This window comes from Sphingomonas sp. TREG-RG-20F-R18-01 (genome assembly GCF_022662475.1).
In the GTDB taxonomy this organism is placed as follows: Bacteria; Pseudomonadota; Alphaproteobacteria; order Sphingomonadales; family Sphingomonadaceae; genus Sphingomonas.
In genome coordinates this window covers 335,281-349,041 of record NZ_JAKNQQ010000004.1, presented here as the reverse complement: position 1 = coordinate 349,041, position 13,761 = coordinate 335,281, and the positions used below count along the sequence as shown (strand labels likewise).

The 13,761-nt window shown below is 65.2% G+C and carries 12 protein-coding genes; 5 read left to right on the top strand and 7 right to left on the bottom strand.

The genetic code is table 11. From position 1 onward, the window contains the following. The first annotated feature begins 117 nt into the window (after nucleotides 1-117). Nucleotides 118-369: an ATP synthase F1 subunit epsilon gene (locus tag L8K25_RS13825; RefSeq protein WP_131527320.1), complete on the top strand. Its 252-nt coding sequence runs from the start codon at nucleotides 118-120 to the stop codon at nucleotides 367-369. Here L8K25_RS13825 and L8K25_RS13820 read toward each other — a convergent pair. Then, nucleotides 366-1,814, bottom strand: coding sequence for a hypothetical protein (locus L8K25_RS13820; protein WP_242139566.1), 1,449 nt, complete (start codon nucleotides 1,812-1,814; stop codon nucleotides 366-368). The two genes, L8K25_RS13825 and L8K25_RS13820, sit on opposite strands and share 4 nt — an antisense overlap. Nucleotides 1,815-2,076: 262 nt before the next feature. Here L8K25_RS13820 and L8K25_RS13815 point away from each other — a divergent pair, with 262 nt between their 5' ends. Continuing rightward, nucleotides 2,077-3,600, top strand: coding sequence for a CpaF family protein (locus tag L8K25_RS13815; protein ID WP_242139565.1), 1,524 nt, complete (start codon nucleotides 2,077-2,079; stop codon nucleotides 3,598-3,600). A gap of 60 nt (nucleotides 3,601-3,660) precedes the next feature. Here the strand turns inward: L8K25_RS13815 and L8K25_RS13810 are convergent, their stop codons facing one another. After that, the gene (locus tag L8K25_RS13810; RefSeq protein WP_242139564.1) at nucleotides 3,661-6,279 is read right to left on the bottom strand and encodes an HWE histidine kinase domain-containing protein; all 2,619 of its coding nucleotides are present in this window, start codon (nucleotides 6,277-6,279) and stop codon (nucleotides 3,661-3,663) included. 3 nt (nucleotides 6,280-6,282) lie between these two features. Then, complete coding sequence (locus L8K25_RS13805) at nucleotides 6,283-7,251, bottom strand: AraC family transcriptional regulator (RefSeq protein ID WP_242139563.1); 969 nt, start codon at nucleotides 7,249-7,251, stop codon at nucleotides 6,283-6,285. 3 nt (nucleotides 7,252-7,254) lie between these two features. On the opposite strand from L8K25_RS13805, the gene L8K25_RS13800 reads away from it, so the two are divergent. Next, the gene (locus tag L8K25_RS13800; protein WP_242139562.1) at nucleotides 7,255-7,794 is read left to right on the top strand and encodes a biliverdin-producing heme oxygenase; all 540 of its coding nucleotides are present in this window, start codon (nucleotides 7,255-7,257) and stop codon (nucleotides 7,792-7,794) included. 33 nt (nucleotides 7,795-7,827) lie between these two features. Here the strand turns inward: L8K25_RS13800 and L8K25_RS13795 are convergent, their stop codons facing one another. Beyond that, on the bottom strand, nucleotides 7,828-8,001 hold the full coding sequence (locus tag L8K25_RS13795) for a hypothetical protein (protein WP_242139561.1): 174 nt from the start codon (nucleotides 7,999-8,001) through the stop codon (nucleotides 7,828-7,830). 11 nt (nucleotides 8,002-8,012) lie between these two features. Next, nucleotides 8,013-8,582 (bottom strand): polyhydroxyalkanoate synthesis repressor PhaR, encoded by a 570-nt coding sequence (gene phaR / locus L8K25_RS13790; RefSeq protein WP_242139560.1) that lies wholly within the window; start codon nucleotides 8,580-8,582, stop codon nucleotides 8,013-8,015. A 79-nt stretch (nucleotides 8,583-8,661) separates the two neighbouring features. Between phaR and L8K25_RS13785 the strand changes: the two genes are divergently transcribed. Together L8K25_RS13785 and L8K25_RS13780 are read left to right on the top strand one after the other, a co-directional pair. After that, the gene (locus L8K25_RS13785) at nucleotides 8,662-9,702 is read left to right on the top strand and encodes an alpha/beta fold hydrolase (protein WP_242139619.1); all 1,041 of its coding nucleotides are present in this window, start codon (nucleotides 8,662-8,664) and stop codon (nucleotides 9,700-9,702) included. Between the two features lie 59 nt (nucleotides 9,703-9,761). Then, on the top strand, nucleotides 9,762-10,934 hold the full coding sequence (locus tag L8K25_RS13780; RefSeq protein WP_242139559.1) for an acetyl-CoA C-acetyltransferase: 1,173 nt from the start codon (nucleotides 9,762-9,764) through the stop codon (nucleotides 10,932-10,934). 111 nt (nucleotides 10,935-11,045) lie between these two features. Here L8K25_RS13780 and L8K25_RS13775 read toward each other — a convergent pair whose 3' ends face one another. Then, entirely contained in the window at nucleotides 11,046-12,086 is a 1,041-nt protein-coding gene (locus L8K25_RS13775) for an alanine racemase (RefSeq protein ID WP_242139558.1), read from the bottom strand. A gap of 33 nt (nucleotides 12,087-12,119) precedes the next feature. After that, complete coding sequence (locus tag L8K25_RS13770) at nucleotides 12,120-13,745, bottom strand: MFS transporter (protein WP_242139557.1); 1,626 nt, start codon at nucleotides 13,743-13,745, stop codon at nucleotides 12,120-12,122. Nucleotides 13,746-13,761: the final 16 nt, after the last annotated feature.

The window sequence follows — 13,761 nt, the reverse complement described above, 5'->3', positions numbered from 1 at the left end:
GCCCCTCCCCCTCGGGGGAGGGGTTGGGGTGGGGCAGTCCAGCAGTGCTGACGCTCGGTGAGACACCCCCCACCCCCAACCCCTCCCCTAAAGGGGAGGTGCGAAGAGAGAGATACGATGCTGCACTTCGAACTCGTCACGCCTGAAAAGCTGGTCCGCTCGGAATCGGTCCACATGGTCGTCGTCCCCGGCACCGAGGGTGACTTCGGCGTGCTTGAAGGCCATGCGCCCGTCATGTCGACGATCCGCGACGGCGCACTGTCGGTCTATCGCACGCCCGACGGCACGCCCGAGACGATCACGATCGAAGGCGGCTTCGCCGAAGTCAGCGCGCGCGGCTTGACCGTCCTCGCCGAGCGCGTCGCCTAACGCTTACGACGGCACGCCACGACCGTCGCCATCGGCTTACCGAAGTCCCTGCACTCCCAGGATCCCTCGGCAAGCGTCGGGACGATATGACTGGGCGAGCTGAAATCGTTTCCGATCCAGAGTATTGCGCTACGCGGATCTGTTCCCGCGAGAGACAGGACCTCGCTGCTCGATGGCGGCGCATGTGCCCTTCCCGCCACCACGACATCGACGGCCTGCCCCGCCCTGCGCAGGAAGAACCCGCCAACCTCGCCGACATTGGCGCGCCCCAGGGGCGTGGCGGATGAAGCCACGCCGACCGGATCGGCAAAGGCGAACACGAGCCGATCCGGATGCCGCTGCAGCAGCCATGCCGAAGGTTGTTCGAGGTTAAACAAGTGCCGATGATCCAACGCGGTATCGGTCAAGGCCGCACGCGTCTCCTGGAGCATGCCGCCTGCCATCGCGGCAAACAACGCGAGCACGGGTATCGCGCTTCGGTCGATGGACCACCGCATCCACCACGCTACTGCGAACAACAGCGCAGGATGACAGGGCGCAAGATAGCGCGGCGCGAAGCCGGGCCGCACTGTTGCAAAGACCAAAACCAAGCCGAAGGCCAGCGCGCCACTCAGGACCAGCGCCCATTCCGGAGCCAGCCCCATCGTGCGGATCGAACCGCGTTTCGGCGGCACCTTCGCCAGGAGCACGACAGTGGACAATCCGATGATCGCCAAGAGCAGACTGCCTTGCAGACCGGTACCGAACATGAGGAGCGGGATCAGGGGCAGCAGGTTTGGCGTTGGAGCGTAACACGACGCCGCGCACGCAGCCGACAGGCCGAACACGAAGGGCAGGTGCACGGCCATCCAGCCTAACAGGAGCAAAACCGGCAGAAACGCCGGCCATGTCTTGATGGCCCGCTGGCGACCGAGCAGCAGATACAATACCCCCTGCGATCCGACGATCGGGATCGCATAATAATGGGTGAGGACCATCAGCACCGAGACGCATGTCCACGACAGCGCGCGTCGTGTGCACGGGCCACGGATCAGGTGGAGAAAGGCAATCGCCTGTACACTACCCAGCAAGAAGAGCTGCGCGTACGAACGCGCGTCGTTCGCGAATATCAGAGCCGGCAACCACAGCAGAACGATCGCGCACCAAAACACCCGTAGAAGCCTGTCGGCACTTCCGTATCGCAGAATGACCAGCGGTGCCGCAAGCGAGCAGGCCATGCTCGCCGCACGCAGGGCGACATCGCTCGCACCGAACGCCTTCACCCATATCCACAGGGGAACGTAATATGCCGGGCCAGTCAGCTCGTTGAGACACCATCGCAGCAAGCTTCCGAGATTTGGCTGAGTCGCGATGACCGCCGAGAACGTCTCGTCGAACCACAACGGCAGACCATAGCCAGACATCAGTCGCGTCGGCACGCCGATCACGAACGCCAGCCCGAGCAAGATCGCTTGCCAATGCCGTTCGAGAAACGGCGGACGCGGCGGCGTACCGGCAAGATTGATCGGTGACGCAGTCCGATCGTAAGGAAGTTCGGGATGTGACCGCATCGGCTGACTCTGCGCCACTGCGGTAAAAACACGATTAATGGGCAGCGAGCGGGATCGGCCACCGGTCCCCGTTCTGCTTACCTCCGACCCCTAACACATTAGGTAAATATCAAGTTTTGCCGGCTAGCTCGGTCGTTGCTATGAGGAATCAGACGGCATGAGTGCATTTGGGCGTCGTCCTGGAATTGCAGGACAGGGTTCGCGCCCGGCGTTCGGCGTGGCGCGCCCGATGCAGGGCGGCGGCGGCGCGCGACCGGCGGAAGCCGAAACCGGCGGTGAGCAATTCCCCCCCCTGCCGATCTCGGCCGCGGAGCTCGATCCGTTCGGTGTCCTTCCCCCGCTCCAGCAGGATGCGATGCAGCGGCTCGCCGATCGCCAGGCATCGTCGGGCGACGCGGGCAATTCCAAGGTCGAGGGTTTCGAAAGCTCGATCCACAAGATTAAGGAGCAGGTGCTCCCGCGCCTGCTCGAACGCGTCGATCCCGAGGCCGCCGCGACGCTCGACAAGGACGAGCTCGCCGAGGAATTCCGCCCGATCATCGGCGAGGTGCTCGCCGAACTGAAGCTCACCCTCAACCGCCGCGAGCAGTTCGCGCTCGAGAAGGTGCTGGTCGACGAACTGCTCGGGCTCGGGCCGCTCGAGGAATTGCTCGCCGACCCGAACATCACCGATATCATGGTCAACGGCCCCGACCAGACCTATGTCGAGCGCAAGGGCAAGCTCGAACTCGCGCAGATCCAGTTCCGCGACGAGGAACATCTCTTCCAGATCGCGCAGCGCATCTGCAACTCGGTCGGCCGCCGCGTCGACCAGACCACGCCGCTCGCCGACGCCCGCCTCAAGGACGGCAGCCGCGTCAACGTGATCGTACCGCCGCTGTCGCTCCGCGGCACCGCGATCTCGATTCGTAAGTTCTCCGCCAAGCCGATTACGCTCGACATGATGGCGGGGTTCGGCTCGATGTCACCCAAGATGGCGACCGCGCTCAAGATCGCGGGCGCATGCCGCTTCAACGTCGTCATCTCGGGCGGTACGGGTTCGGGCAAGACGACGATGCTCAACGCGCTGTCCAAGATGATCGACCCGGGCGAGCGCGTGCTGACGATCGAGGACGCCGCCGAACTCCGCCTGCAACAGCCGCACTGGCTGCCGCTCGAAACCCGCCCTGCCAACCTCGAGGGCCAGGGCGAGATCAGCATCCGCGATCTCGTCAAGAACGCGCTGCGTATGCGCCCGGATCGCATCATCCTGGGCGAAATCCGTGGCAGCGAATGTTTCGACATGTTGGCGGCCATGAACACCGGTCACGACGGATCGATGTGCACGCTCCACGCCAACTCCCCGCGCGAGGCGCTGGCGCGTATGGAGAACATGGTGATGATGTCCGACATCAAGGTGCCCAAGGAGGCGATCTCGCGTCAGATCGCCGATTCGGTCGAGATGATCATCCAGGTGAAGCGCCTGCGCGACGGCTCGCGCCGTGTCACCAACGTCACCGAGGTGATCGGCATGGAAGGCCCGGTGATCGTCACGCAGGAGCTGTTCAAGTTCGAATATCTCGACGAGAGCGCCGACGGCAAGATCATCGGCGAATATCGCTCGATGGGCCTGCGCCCCTATACGCTCGAGAAGGCGCGGACGTTCGGGTTCGACCAGGCGTATCTCGAGGCGTGTCTGTAAGCGCACCGGCGCGACGCTTACGGTCGCTACGCTTCCGGAACTACGCTGCCGGCGCCCGGATCACCCTGGCAGTTTCGGCAGTCCAGCCGGACCGGACGATGCGTCGACCCGACCGTCGATGCCCTTAAGCAAGGCCTCCCGAAGATGGTCCAGCACGAACGGCTTCTGAAGCACGACAGCCCCCGCCTCGTCGCCGTCGAGCGCAACCTGATCGCCATATCCTGACGCAAAAATGAACGGCACCCCGGTTCCTCGCAGGCGCCTGGCGAAATCGAAGCTCACCTGCCCGGCAACGTTGATATCCAGCACGGCAAGATCGAAGCGGCTGGACGCCACCGAGGCGACCGCTTCAGCGATGGTGGACGCCGTGGTCACATGATCCGCCCCCAGCGCGTACAGCATGTCTTCCGTCTCGAGCGCGATGATCATGCTGTCTTCCAGCAACAAGACGGCGGCGCCCGCGAGCGGGCTGTTCGCCTTGGCCTTCTGTTCCACCGTGCGATGGGGCGACACGACATCCGCCGCGGCGACGCTTGGAACCTCCTGCGGCGGAACGAGGTGTTTCGCCGGAAGGTAGAAGTCCGCCTCCAGCCCACCGAGCAGATAGCGAACTTCGGCCGTCCCCTGCAGGTCGAACGGTACCGTCCGCTCGATCACGACCGATCCAAAGCCGCGTCGGGTCGGCGCCTGAACCGCCGGACCGCCGCGCTCGCGCCAACGCACGTCCAGCCCGCCGTCCGTGCGCATGGCGAGCGTCACGTGGATGCAACCGTCGGTCGACAGCGCACCATATTTGGCACTGTTGGTCGCCAGTTCGTGCACGACCAGCGCCATCGTCGTCATGGCGGTCGGGTGAAGCTGGACGGGTGGCCCGTCGACGGTGAGGACATCATGCCCGTTGCGCCGATGCGTGTTGACCTCATCCTCTAACAGAGATGCCAGTGACGCCGGTCCCCAGGCGTTGCGGGTGACATAGTCGTGCGCTCGCGCAAGGGCCTGCACGCGACCGTTGAGCGCGGACATGTACTCGGCCACGCCATTGACGCTCTGGCCGGTCCGCGTGATCAGACCGCGCACGAGCGTCAGGATGTTGCGGACCCGGTGGTTGAGCTCGGCGATCAGCAATTCGCTGCGTTCGGTCGAACGGCGGCGCTCCTCACTCGCTGCCTCCGAATATCGTAGGATCACCTCGATGATCGCAACCCGCACCGCTTCGCCGAGGCGCAGATCGGCTTCTGAAAAAGGCTGGGATTTTCCGCGCACCATGCTGGCGAAAGCGGCAAAGCTCTTGCGTGGTGACAGGCGGAGCCCGTCGTCGGTTTGGACCACGGCCTTGGTGGGGTCCCCACTCCATCGCACTTCCTGCAGCATCTCGCGACGGAACAGCATGATGTAGTCGCGCGGCGTTCGGGACACGGGGATCGACAGCATCCCAGTCGCGCGATCGGCGGACTGCGCGCAGCGCGGCTCGATCGATGCCAGTTCGCTCGTATCGAAGACCCTGCTCGGCGAAGCGGTGTCGAGGTAGCGGGCGATCCCGTAGACGTCTTCTTCCGGCGGTGTCGATCCGTTGAGCGATACCCGCCCACCCTGAAAGATCGCAACGCCATCGCAAGGGATCATGCCGCCAACGATGTCGCGGATCCATTCGGCGTTGGTTAGCAGCGACTCGTCCGCGGCGATCGCGGTCATCATCCGGTCGCTGAGCTCGCGCGCACTGCGCTCGGCGGCGGCAGCATCGCCGCGCAGCCGGCTTTCGAGCGTCATCGAATACATGTGCCCGAACAGTTCGGCAGCGGTGCGCATCACGAAGCTCGGGCAGCGCGCGGCACCGTGATGACAGGCGATCAACCCCCACAGCTTGCCCTCGACGATGATCGAGATCGACAGCGAGGCCCCCACCCCCATGTTGGTCAAATATTCGATATGCACCGGGGAAACGGCGCGCGTAACGGCATGGGTCATGTCGAGCGCCTGCTCGGGGCCGCCACGCAACGGCAGCACCGGCACCGTCGGGGCGTGAACGTCGGCGATGATCCGGAATGGATTGGCAAGATACAGGGCTCTTGCCTGCACCGGTATGTCCGACGCCGGATAGCGCAGCCCGAGGAAGCTCTCGATGTTCGACCGGGTCGATTCCACAATGACGTCGCCATCGCCATTGTCCTCGAAGCGATAGATCATCACCCGCTCGAACCCGGTGATCGCGCGGATCTGCCGCGCCGCGTCGCGGTGGAATTCGCCAAGCGCCTTCATGCGCTTCAACCGCTCTATCATCGCGCGGACCATCGACGCTGCTTCCATCCGGTCCTGCGGCAACGATGGTTCGCCCTCCAGCACCAGCAACTCGCCGCTATAGTGCAGGCTGAGGTCGAAGCGCTGCTTCGGGTTGACCAGGCCGATATCGTACAGCCGTTCGCTCGACGTCGCCTGCAGGATCGTCATCCGGTTGCGAATGTCGTGCAACGCCTGCCGGCTGATGACGCTGTCGAGCGGCCGGCCGATCAGCATGTCGGGCGCAACGCCGAACATCTCCGCGGTATTCGCCGAGGCGCGGGCAATCGTCCAGTCGTTGGAGAGAGCCAGAAGGAAGCCGAAGGACTGGATGCGATCCAGCCGAGTGATCGGTTCGCGGTCGCAGATCGTGAGATCCGGGAGGGATGGATCGGTGTCGGACATGGTTTAGCAGATTCTCCGTCTCAGGCGGCGATATTCCAGGGCGGAACAACCAACCCGGGCGCGGAACGCGCGCCGGAACTGTGCGCTCGTCGGAAAACCGACCCCCCCGGATATGTGCTCGATGCCAAGCCCGGATTCGGCCAGCAACTCGCGCGCCCGATCGATCCGTTTGGTCGTGACATAGGCATAAGGTGTCGTCCCGGTCGCCGTCTTGAACGCCCGGGTGAAATGGAACCGGCTCAGCCCGCACAGCACCGCCAGGTCGGATACGCTGATCCCGTCCGCCAGATGATCCGCCACGAAGGCGTCGACCAGCTTGAGATGCCGTTCGGACAACCCCACGCCGACCGGGTCGGACTGGATGCCGAACACCTCGAGCGCCGCTACCAGACACACGCTTTCCGCCAGCATCTCATCGACGTTTGGCGCCAGCAGCAAGGTCTCCAGTCGCGTGAGCGCCGCCTGCAACGGCGGAGGCCTGACGAACAGAAACGGTGCAGGGTTCGTCACCGTATAGCGGCGCTCAAGCTCTTCGCTGATCAGGGCGGGTTCGAAGTACAGGGCGGTAAAGGCATTCTTCCGCGAGGCCGGGGTCACCCATCCCTGCGCCGAACGCCCCTTGGGGATGAAGCTGACCGATCGGCGCCAGTCGCGCGTGTAATTGGTCGCCATGCCGTCGATGGCGATTTCACCATCATCCAAAATCATGTCGTGCAACGCCAGATACTGTGTTTCGCCGCTACGCTGAAACGAATATGGTTGCGTACCCGTCACGACATGCTCTGCGGAAAAGCCGCGCCATTGATGCAACGATCGCGGCACGACCGCACCCGTCGCGAAAGCCAGACTGAGATCCGCTGGAACCTGCACTATCTCAACCGATTGTTTCTTGCGATTCGATGCATTTGTGCTTTGTATGGTATTCGTCGCAGCGATGGAACCCATGAGAAGCGAACCCCGATGCAGTCCCACTTAATGACCAGCGCGGTAGTTCGCCTGCGCGCCGCGACGCGCCCATTCCATGATCTGACCGACACCGAGTACAGCAGCTTCGATCTGAGCGACCGGCGCGATTACACGGCTTTCCTGCTGGCGCATGCGCGGGCGACGCGGGCTGCCGAGGCGGTTCTCCACGACGATGAGACCCTTCCGACATGGCGGCCGCGCGCGCCGTTGCTGGCCGATGATCTCGACAAGCTGGGATGCGCCATGCCCGCGCCGCTCGCGTTCGAGGATTCGGCCGACGAGGGCTGGCGCTGGGGCGTGCTCTATGTGCTGGAGGGATCGCGGCTGGGTGGCGCTGTGCTCGTCAGTCGTGCCGACCGGGATGCACCGGTCGCCTTCCTATCGGCGCGCCATGCCAAGGGCGAATGGCGCACGCTGCTCGCCGCGATCGATGCGCGCGGCGCGGTTCGCGGTCCCGCGTGGATCGACGGTGCGATTGCCGGCGCGTCCGCCTGTTTCCAGCTTTACCGCCGCGCAGCAAAACCGCTCGGCGCTGGGCAGGACGGGTAGTGCTGCGCCGCTAGACGGGGCGTGACCACGACCTCAATGCTGCGCAGCAATGACGCACAATGCGGCGCCGAGCAGTGCCGTCATCTGGACCGTTCGCCAGTCGAACCATCCGACCCGATCGAGATCGTCGCGGCGGGAGCGCCGCCAGTCGGCGACGCCTGCAAGGACCGCCACCGCCAGCGCACCCGCCATCCCTGCCCACCACATGAAACAGACGATCAGCTACCGAGTTTTTCGACCTTTTCGTTCAGCCGGCCGAGCTCGGCTTTCAACGCAGCAATTTCTTCGTCTTTTGAAACGGTTGCAGCCGAGGCTCCCGGCATGCCCGGCATTACGGGCGTCCCGCCGGGCTTGAACGCGGCGGTGGCCACTTCGAACATGGCCATATTCTGCTTGGCCAGTTCGGCGAACGGCGAGTTGGCGAAAGCCCCCTCCACCGCGGTCTTGAACTGCTGCTGGTTGCGGCGGAAGCTGTCCATCGACGCTTCCAGATACCCCGGCACCATCGCCTGCATGGAATCCCCGTACATCGCGATCAGCTGCCGCAAAAACGGCACCGGCAACATGGTCTGGCCGCGCTGCTCCTCTTCCATGATGATCTGGGTCAGGATGTTGTGCGTGATATCCTCTTCGGACTTCGCATCGATGACCTTGAAATCGCGGCCTTCCCGAGTCATCGCCGCAAGGTGTTCCAGCGTGATGTAAGACGAAGTCTCGGTATTATAGAGGCGGCGATTCGCATATTTCTTGATCGTCACCGGGCCGTCGCCCGGAATGGTCTTCTTCATGGAGAAGGGCTCCCGCCTGATGGTCTTCGCGACCCTACCACCATTCGTTACCGCGCTGCAACACGGGCGCTTTGCGGCGATGCCACGCGGTCCGCGGCCGCTCCCGCTGTTTCTGGACATGCTGCACGCCGAGACCGCAACCGCGCCGGACCGACGGTCTGCGGCGCTTGCCGGTTTGCGCGCCTATCAGGATGCCCCGCGCGGTCTACCGCCAAAGCCTGCGCCTGTGCGCTATCGCAAGGGTAACGCCCGCGTCCGGGAGTATGCGCCGGTGGGCTCGACCGGCCGCGCGGTGTTGTTCGTGCCCTCCCTGATCAACCCGGCGCATATCCTCGACCTGTTGCCCGAACGGTCGCTGCTGCGCTGGCTGGCGGCGGAGGGGCACCGGCCGTTCCTGCTCGATTGGGGCACGCCCGATCCGGGCCAGGCGCTTGATATCAGCCAGCATGTCGAGCGTATCCTGCTCCCACTGATCGCAAAGTTTCCCGAGCCGCCGATTCTGGTCGGCTATTGTCTGGGCGGGACGATGGCACTCGCTGCGGCGCAATGCGCGCGCGTCGCCGGGCTCGCGCTGATCGCCGCGCCCTGGCATTTCGCCGGACTGGGCGAAGCGGCGCGCGCGGATGTCGCCCGGCTCTGGACCGCCGCCGAACCGTCGTGCGCGCGCATGGGACTGGTCCCTATGGAAGTGTTGCAGAGTGGCTTCTGGAAACTCGATCCGGCGCGAACCATTGCCAAATACGAAAGCTTCTCGCGCACCGCGGCCGATACACCGGCATTCCGCCAGTTTGTCGCGATGGAGGACTGGGCTAATGCCGGTGCCGCTCTGTCGTTCGCCGCGGGCCGCCAGCTGTTCGAGGAGTTCGTCGCACGCGACCTTCCGGGTTCCGGGCGCTGGCACGTCGCCGGCACCGCGATCGCGCCGCAGGCACTGCCCTTCCCGGCGATCGACTTCGTCTCCCGCAACGATCGGATCGTCCCGGCAGCGACCGCGGCGGATCTCCCCGATCGGCGCGACATCGGGGCAGGACACGTCGGCATGATCGTCGGTAGCGGCGCGCGCGCGCAGCTGTGGCAGCCGCTGTCGGACTGGCTAAACGCGGTCCCGAGCCCTAAATAGCGGGTCTGTCGCTTCGAGCAGCGTTTCACCGCGATCCCAGTTTTATCCAGGAGCCCGCCATGCAGGACATCGTCATCACCGCCGCAAAGCGCACACCCGTGGGCAGCTTCCTCGGCGCCTTCGCGGCAACGCCCGCGCACGAGCTCGGACGCATCGCGATCGAGGCCGCGCTGGCGCAGGCAGGTGTCGCGGGCGAAGACGTGTCCGAGGTGATCCTCGGGCAGGTCCTCACCGCGGCACAGGGGCAGAACCCCGCGCGGCAAGCGGCGATGGCGGCCGGTATCCCGAAGGAAGTTCCGGCTTGGGGCGTCAATCAGGTCTGCGGTTCGGGTCTGCGCGCGGTCGCACTGGCGGCGCAGTCGATCGCCTGCGGCGACGCGACGATCATGGTCGCGGGCGGGCAGGAATCCATGTCGATGAGCGCCCATGCCCAGTCCCTGCGCGGGGGGCAGAAGATGGGTGACCTGAGCCTGATCGACACGATGGTGAAGGACGGGCTGACCGATGTCTTCAACGGCTATCACATGGGGATCACGGCTGAAAACCTGGCCGAGCAATATCAGATCACGCGCGGAGACCAGGACGCGTTTTCGGTCCGATCGCAAAACCTGGCGGAAGTCGCCCGCGCCGCCGGCCGGTTTCGCGACGAAATCGCACCGGTGACGATCAAGGCGCGCAAGGGCGACACGATCGTGGCGGACGACGAGTATATCCGGTCCGGCGTGACGCTCGAGAGCGTGGCCGGGGTACGTCCTGCGTTCAAGAAGGATGGAACGGTCACCGCCGCGAACGCATCCGGTCTCAACGATGGCGCCGCCGCGCTCGTTCTGATGACGCGGACGGAAGCCGAGCGCCGCGGGTCGCCGATCCTGGGGCGGATCGCGAGCTGGGCATCGGCCGGGGTCGATCCGTCGATCATGGGGATCGGGCCGGTCCCCGCGACCCGTCGCGCGCTGGAGAAGGCGGGGTGGACGATGGCCGATCTCGACCTGATCGAGGCGAACGAAGCCTTTGCGGCGCAGGCGCTTTCGGTCGGCAAGGAACTTGGCTGGGATGCGGAACGAGTCAACGTCAACGGCGGCGCCATCGCCATCGGCCATCCGATCGGCGCATCGGGGGCACGCGTGCTGACGACCCTGCTCTACGAGATGGCCAAGCGCGATTCGCGCAAGGGTCTCGCCACCTTGTGCATCGGTGGCGGCATGGGGATCGCGCTCTGCATCGAGCGGTAGCGGCTTCGATCGGGCCGGATTGTCACGCTGCGTCTTGGGTGTCTGCTGCCCCGCGAGGACTACGCCGGCGCGTGCAACGACGGATTGGGCGCTCCTGCGGGGGGCGCCCTTTTACTGCCAGATGCGATCGAACCGCTGGCCGAGCCCGGTCAGCAATTCATATTGCGACATGCCCGACGCCGCTGCCGCGCGCGGCAAGGCGAAATCGAGCGTGACCCAGTCGCCTTCGTCAAGGGTCGGGAAGGCATCGACCGATATCGCGGTCAGATCCATCGATACGCGCCCCAGCACCGGCAGTACCGCATCGCCCGCCCGTGCCTGCCCCGTGTTGGTAAAGCCGCGCCAATAGCCGTCCGCATAGCCGATGTTGAGGATCGCCACCTCGACCGGCACGCTGGCGGTGTAGAGCGCATTGTAGCCGATCGAGTCCCCTGCCCGAAGCGTCCGACGCTGCAGGATCTGCGCCTGCGGGGTGGCGACCTGCCGAACGACATCCGCCAGCGCGGCGCGCGGGACGCCGCCATAGAGCGCGAGGCCGGGCCGGGTCAGATCGAACGCATAGTCTGGCCCCAGCGCGATCGCGGCGGAATTGGCGAGGCTGAGCCGCTTCGCCGTTGTCGCGCCACGCAGCCCGTTCAGCCGGTCGCGCTGCCGCGCATTCGCCGGAACGTCCTCGTCCGCACAGGCGAGATGGCTCAGCAGCGTGTCGATGCCCAGGCCGTCCAGAAGGCCTTGTGCGACGTCGTCTGGGGAGATTCCCAGCCGGTTCATGCCGGTATCGACCATCACGTCGCATCGCCCGCCCCCCGCATTGCGCCAGCGCCGGACCTGCTCCACGGTACTCAGCACGGGCCGCGCGTTCGCGTGCAGCGCAAATGCCATATCGTCCTGACGAACCCCGTGCAGAACGGAGATGGCGATCGAGCGGTCGGTCGCCACATCGGCCAGGGCAGCTGCCTCCCCCCAGTTCGCCACGAAAAAGTCCCGGCACCCCGCCGTCGCCAGGCGCTCGACCACGCCCCGGGCGCCAAGCCCATACCCGTCGGCCTTGACCGCCGCGCCGCACGCCGCGGTCCCGCTCAATCGATCCAGCGCGCGCCAATTGGCGACAAGGGCAGCGGTATCGAGCGAAAGGCGGAGCGGGGCAATCATGCAAGCGCGGGTAACGCGCCCAGCCGCATTCGGCTAGCCCGCCTTCGATCGGGCGGGGCGGATGTCTTCCAGCCAGAGCGTCGTCACCACCAGTGCCATCGCCACGACGGCGAAGGTATACCACAGCCCGGCATAGGGGTTGCCCGTGCGTGCGACGATGAACTGGCTGATGAAGGGCAGGAAACCGCCAAAATAGCCGGTACCGACATGATAGGGAATCCACATCGAGCTATACCGGATCCGCGGTGGGAACATCTCCGCCAGCAACGCCGCGACCGGACCATAGGTGATCCCGGAAAGCGCGCTGAGCGCCAGGATCGCGACCAGGATCAGCGCGATGCTGCCCGGCCGCGGTACGACGCGGTCGAGATTATAGCCGGCCTTGGTCAAAGCGGCGTCGAGCCCGGAGGTACTCATGTCGTCGACCGGGGATCCCCCGATGATGACAAGCGTGACCGGCGTATGCGCCTTCTTGTACGGCACGCCCTTCTTTGAAAGGGTGTCTAGCAACTGCCCGCAGGCGTCCGCCTGCTTGGCGGCGAACGGGTTGTACGCACAGGCAGGCCCCGAGACGACGACCGGCGCGCGCTTGGCGGCATTGGCGAGCTCGGGGTTGGCCGCACTGCCCATGACCCAGAAGATCGGGAAGAGCAGCATCAAGGTCAGCGCATAGCCCACAATGATCGGGGTCTTGCGGCCATAGCGATCCGACAATCGGCCGAACAAGACGAAGAACCCGAGCCCAGCGAGCGCACCGACGCCGACGATCAGTTGCGCGGTCGTCTCGTCGACCCGCATCGGCCCCTCGAGGAACGACAGCACGGTGAACATCGCCGTGTACCAGATCACCGTCAGCCCGGCCGCGATCCCGAACAAGGCGACGAGCAGCCGCTTGAGATTGCCCGGATAGGTGAAGCTTTCGAGGAACGGGTTGCGGGCCGTCGTTCCGGCGGCCTTCATCTGCCGGAACACCGGGCTTTCCGACAGCTTGAGCCGCATGAACACCGATACCGCCAGCAGCAGCAGCGAGAAGACGAACGGCACCCGCCAACCCCAGGCGGTCCAGGCCGCGGTGCCAAGGACACCCTTGGTCAGCAGCACCACCACCAGACTGAGGATGAACCCGCCGGCGACGCTCGCCTGGATGAAACTGGTGTAATAGCCACTCTTGCCGGGTGGCGAATGCTCCGCGACATAAATCGCCGCGCCGCCATATTCGCCGCCGAGCGCAAGCCCCTGGAGGATTCGCAGGCCGATGACGATAAACGGCGCGGCCAGACCGATCGCGGCGGCGGAAGGCACCATGCCGACCGCCGCCGTTGCCAGGCCCATCATCGCGATCGTGACCAGAAACGTGTATTTACGGCCCAGACGATCGCCGAGAAACCCGAACAGGATCGCACCCAGTGGCCGGAAACCGAAGCCGACCGCAAACCCTGCCCAGGCATAGAGCGTCTGGAGCAACTCGCTCTGCGCGGGGAAGAAGGTCCGGCCGATGATCCCCGAGGCGGCGAGCGTCCCGTAGATGAAAAAGTCATACCATTCGAAAATCGTACCCAGCGACGAAGCGGTGATGATCAGCTGGATGTCGCGGCGGCTGGGCTCCGGCACGGCGTCGGGCAAGCTCGGTCCTACGTCGCCCGCCAGGATCGTTGCCATCGTTCACCCCTCATCC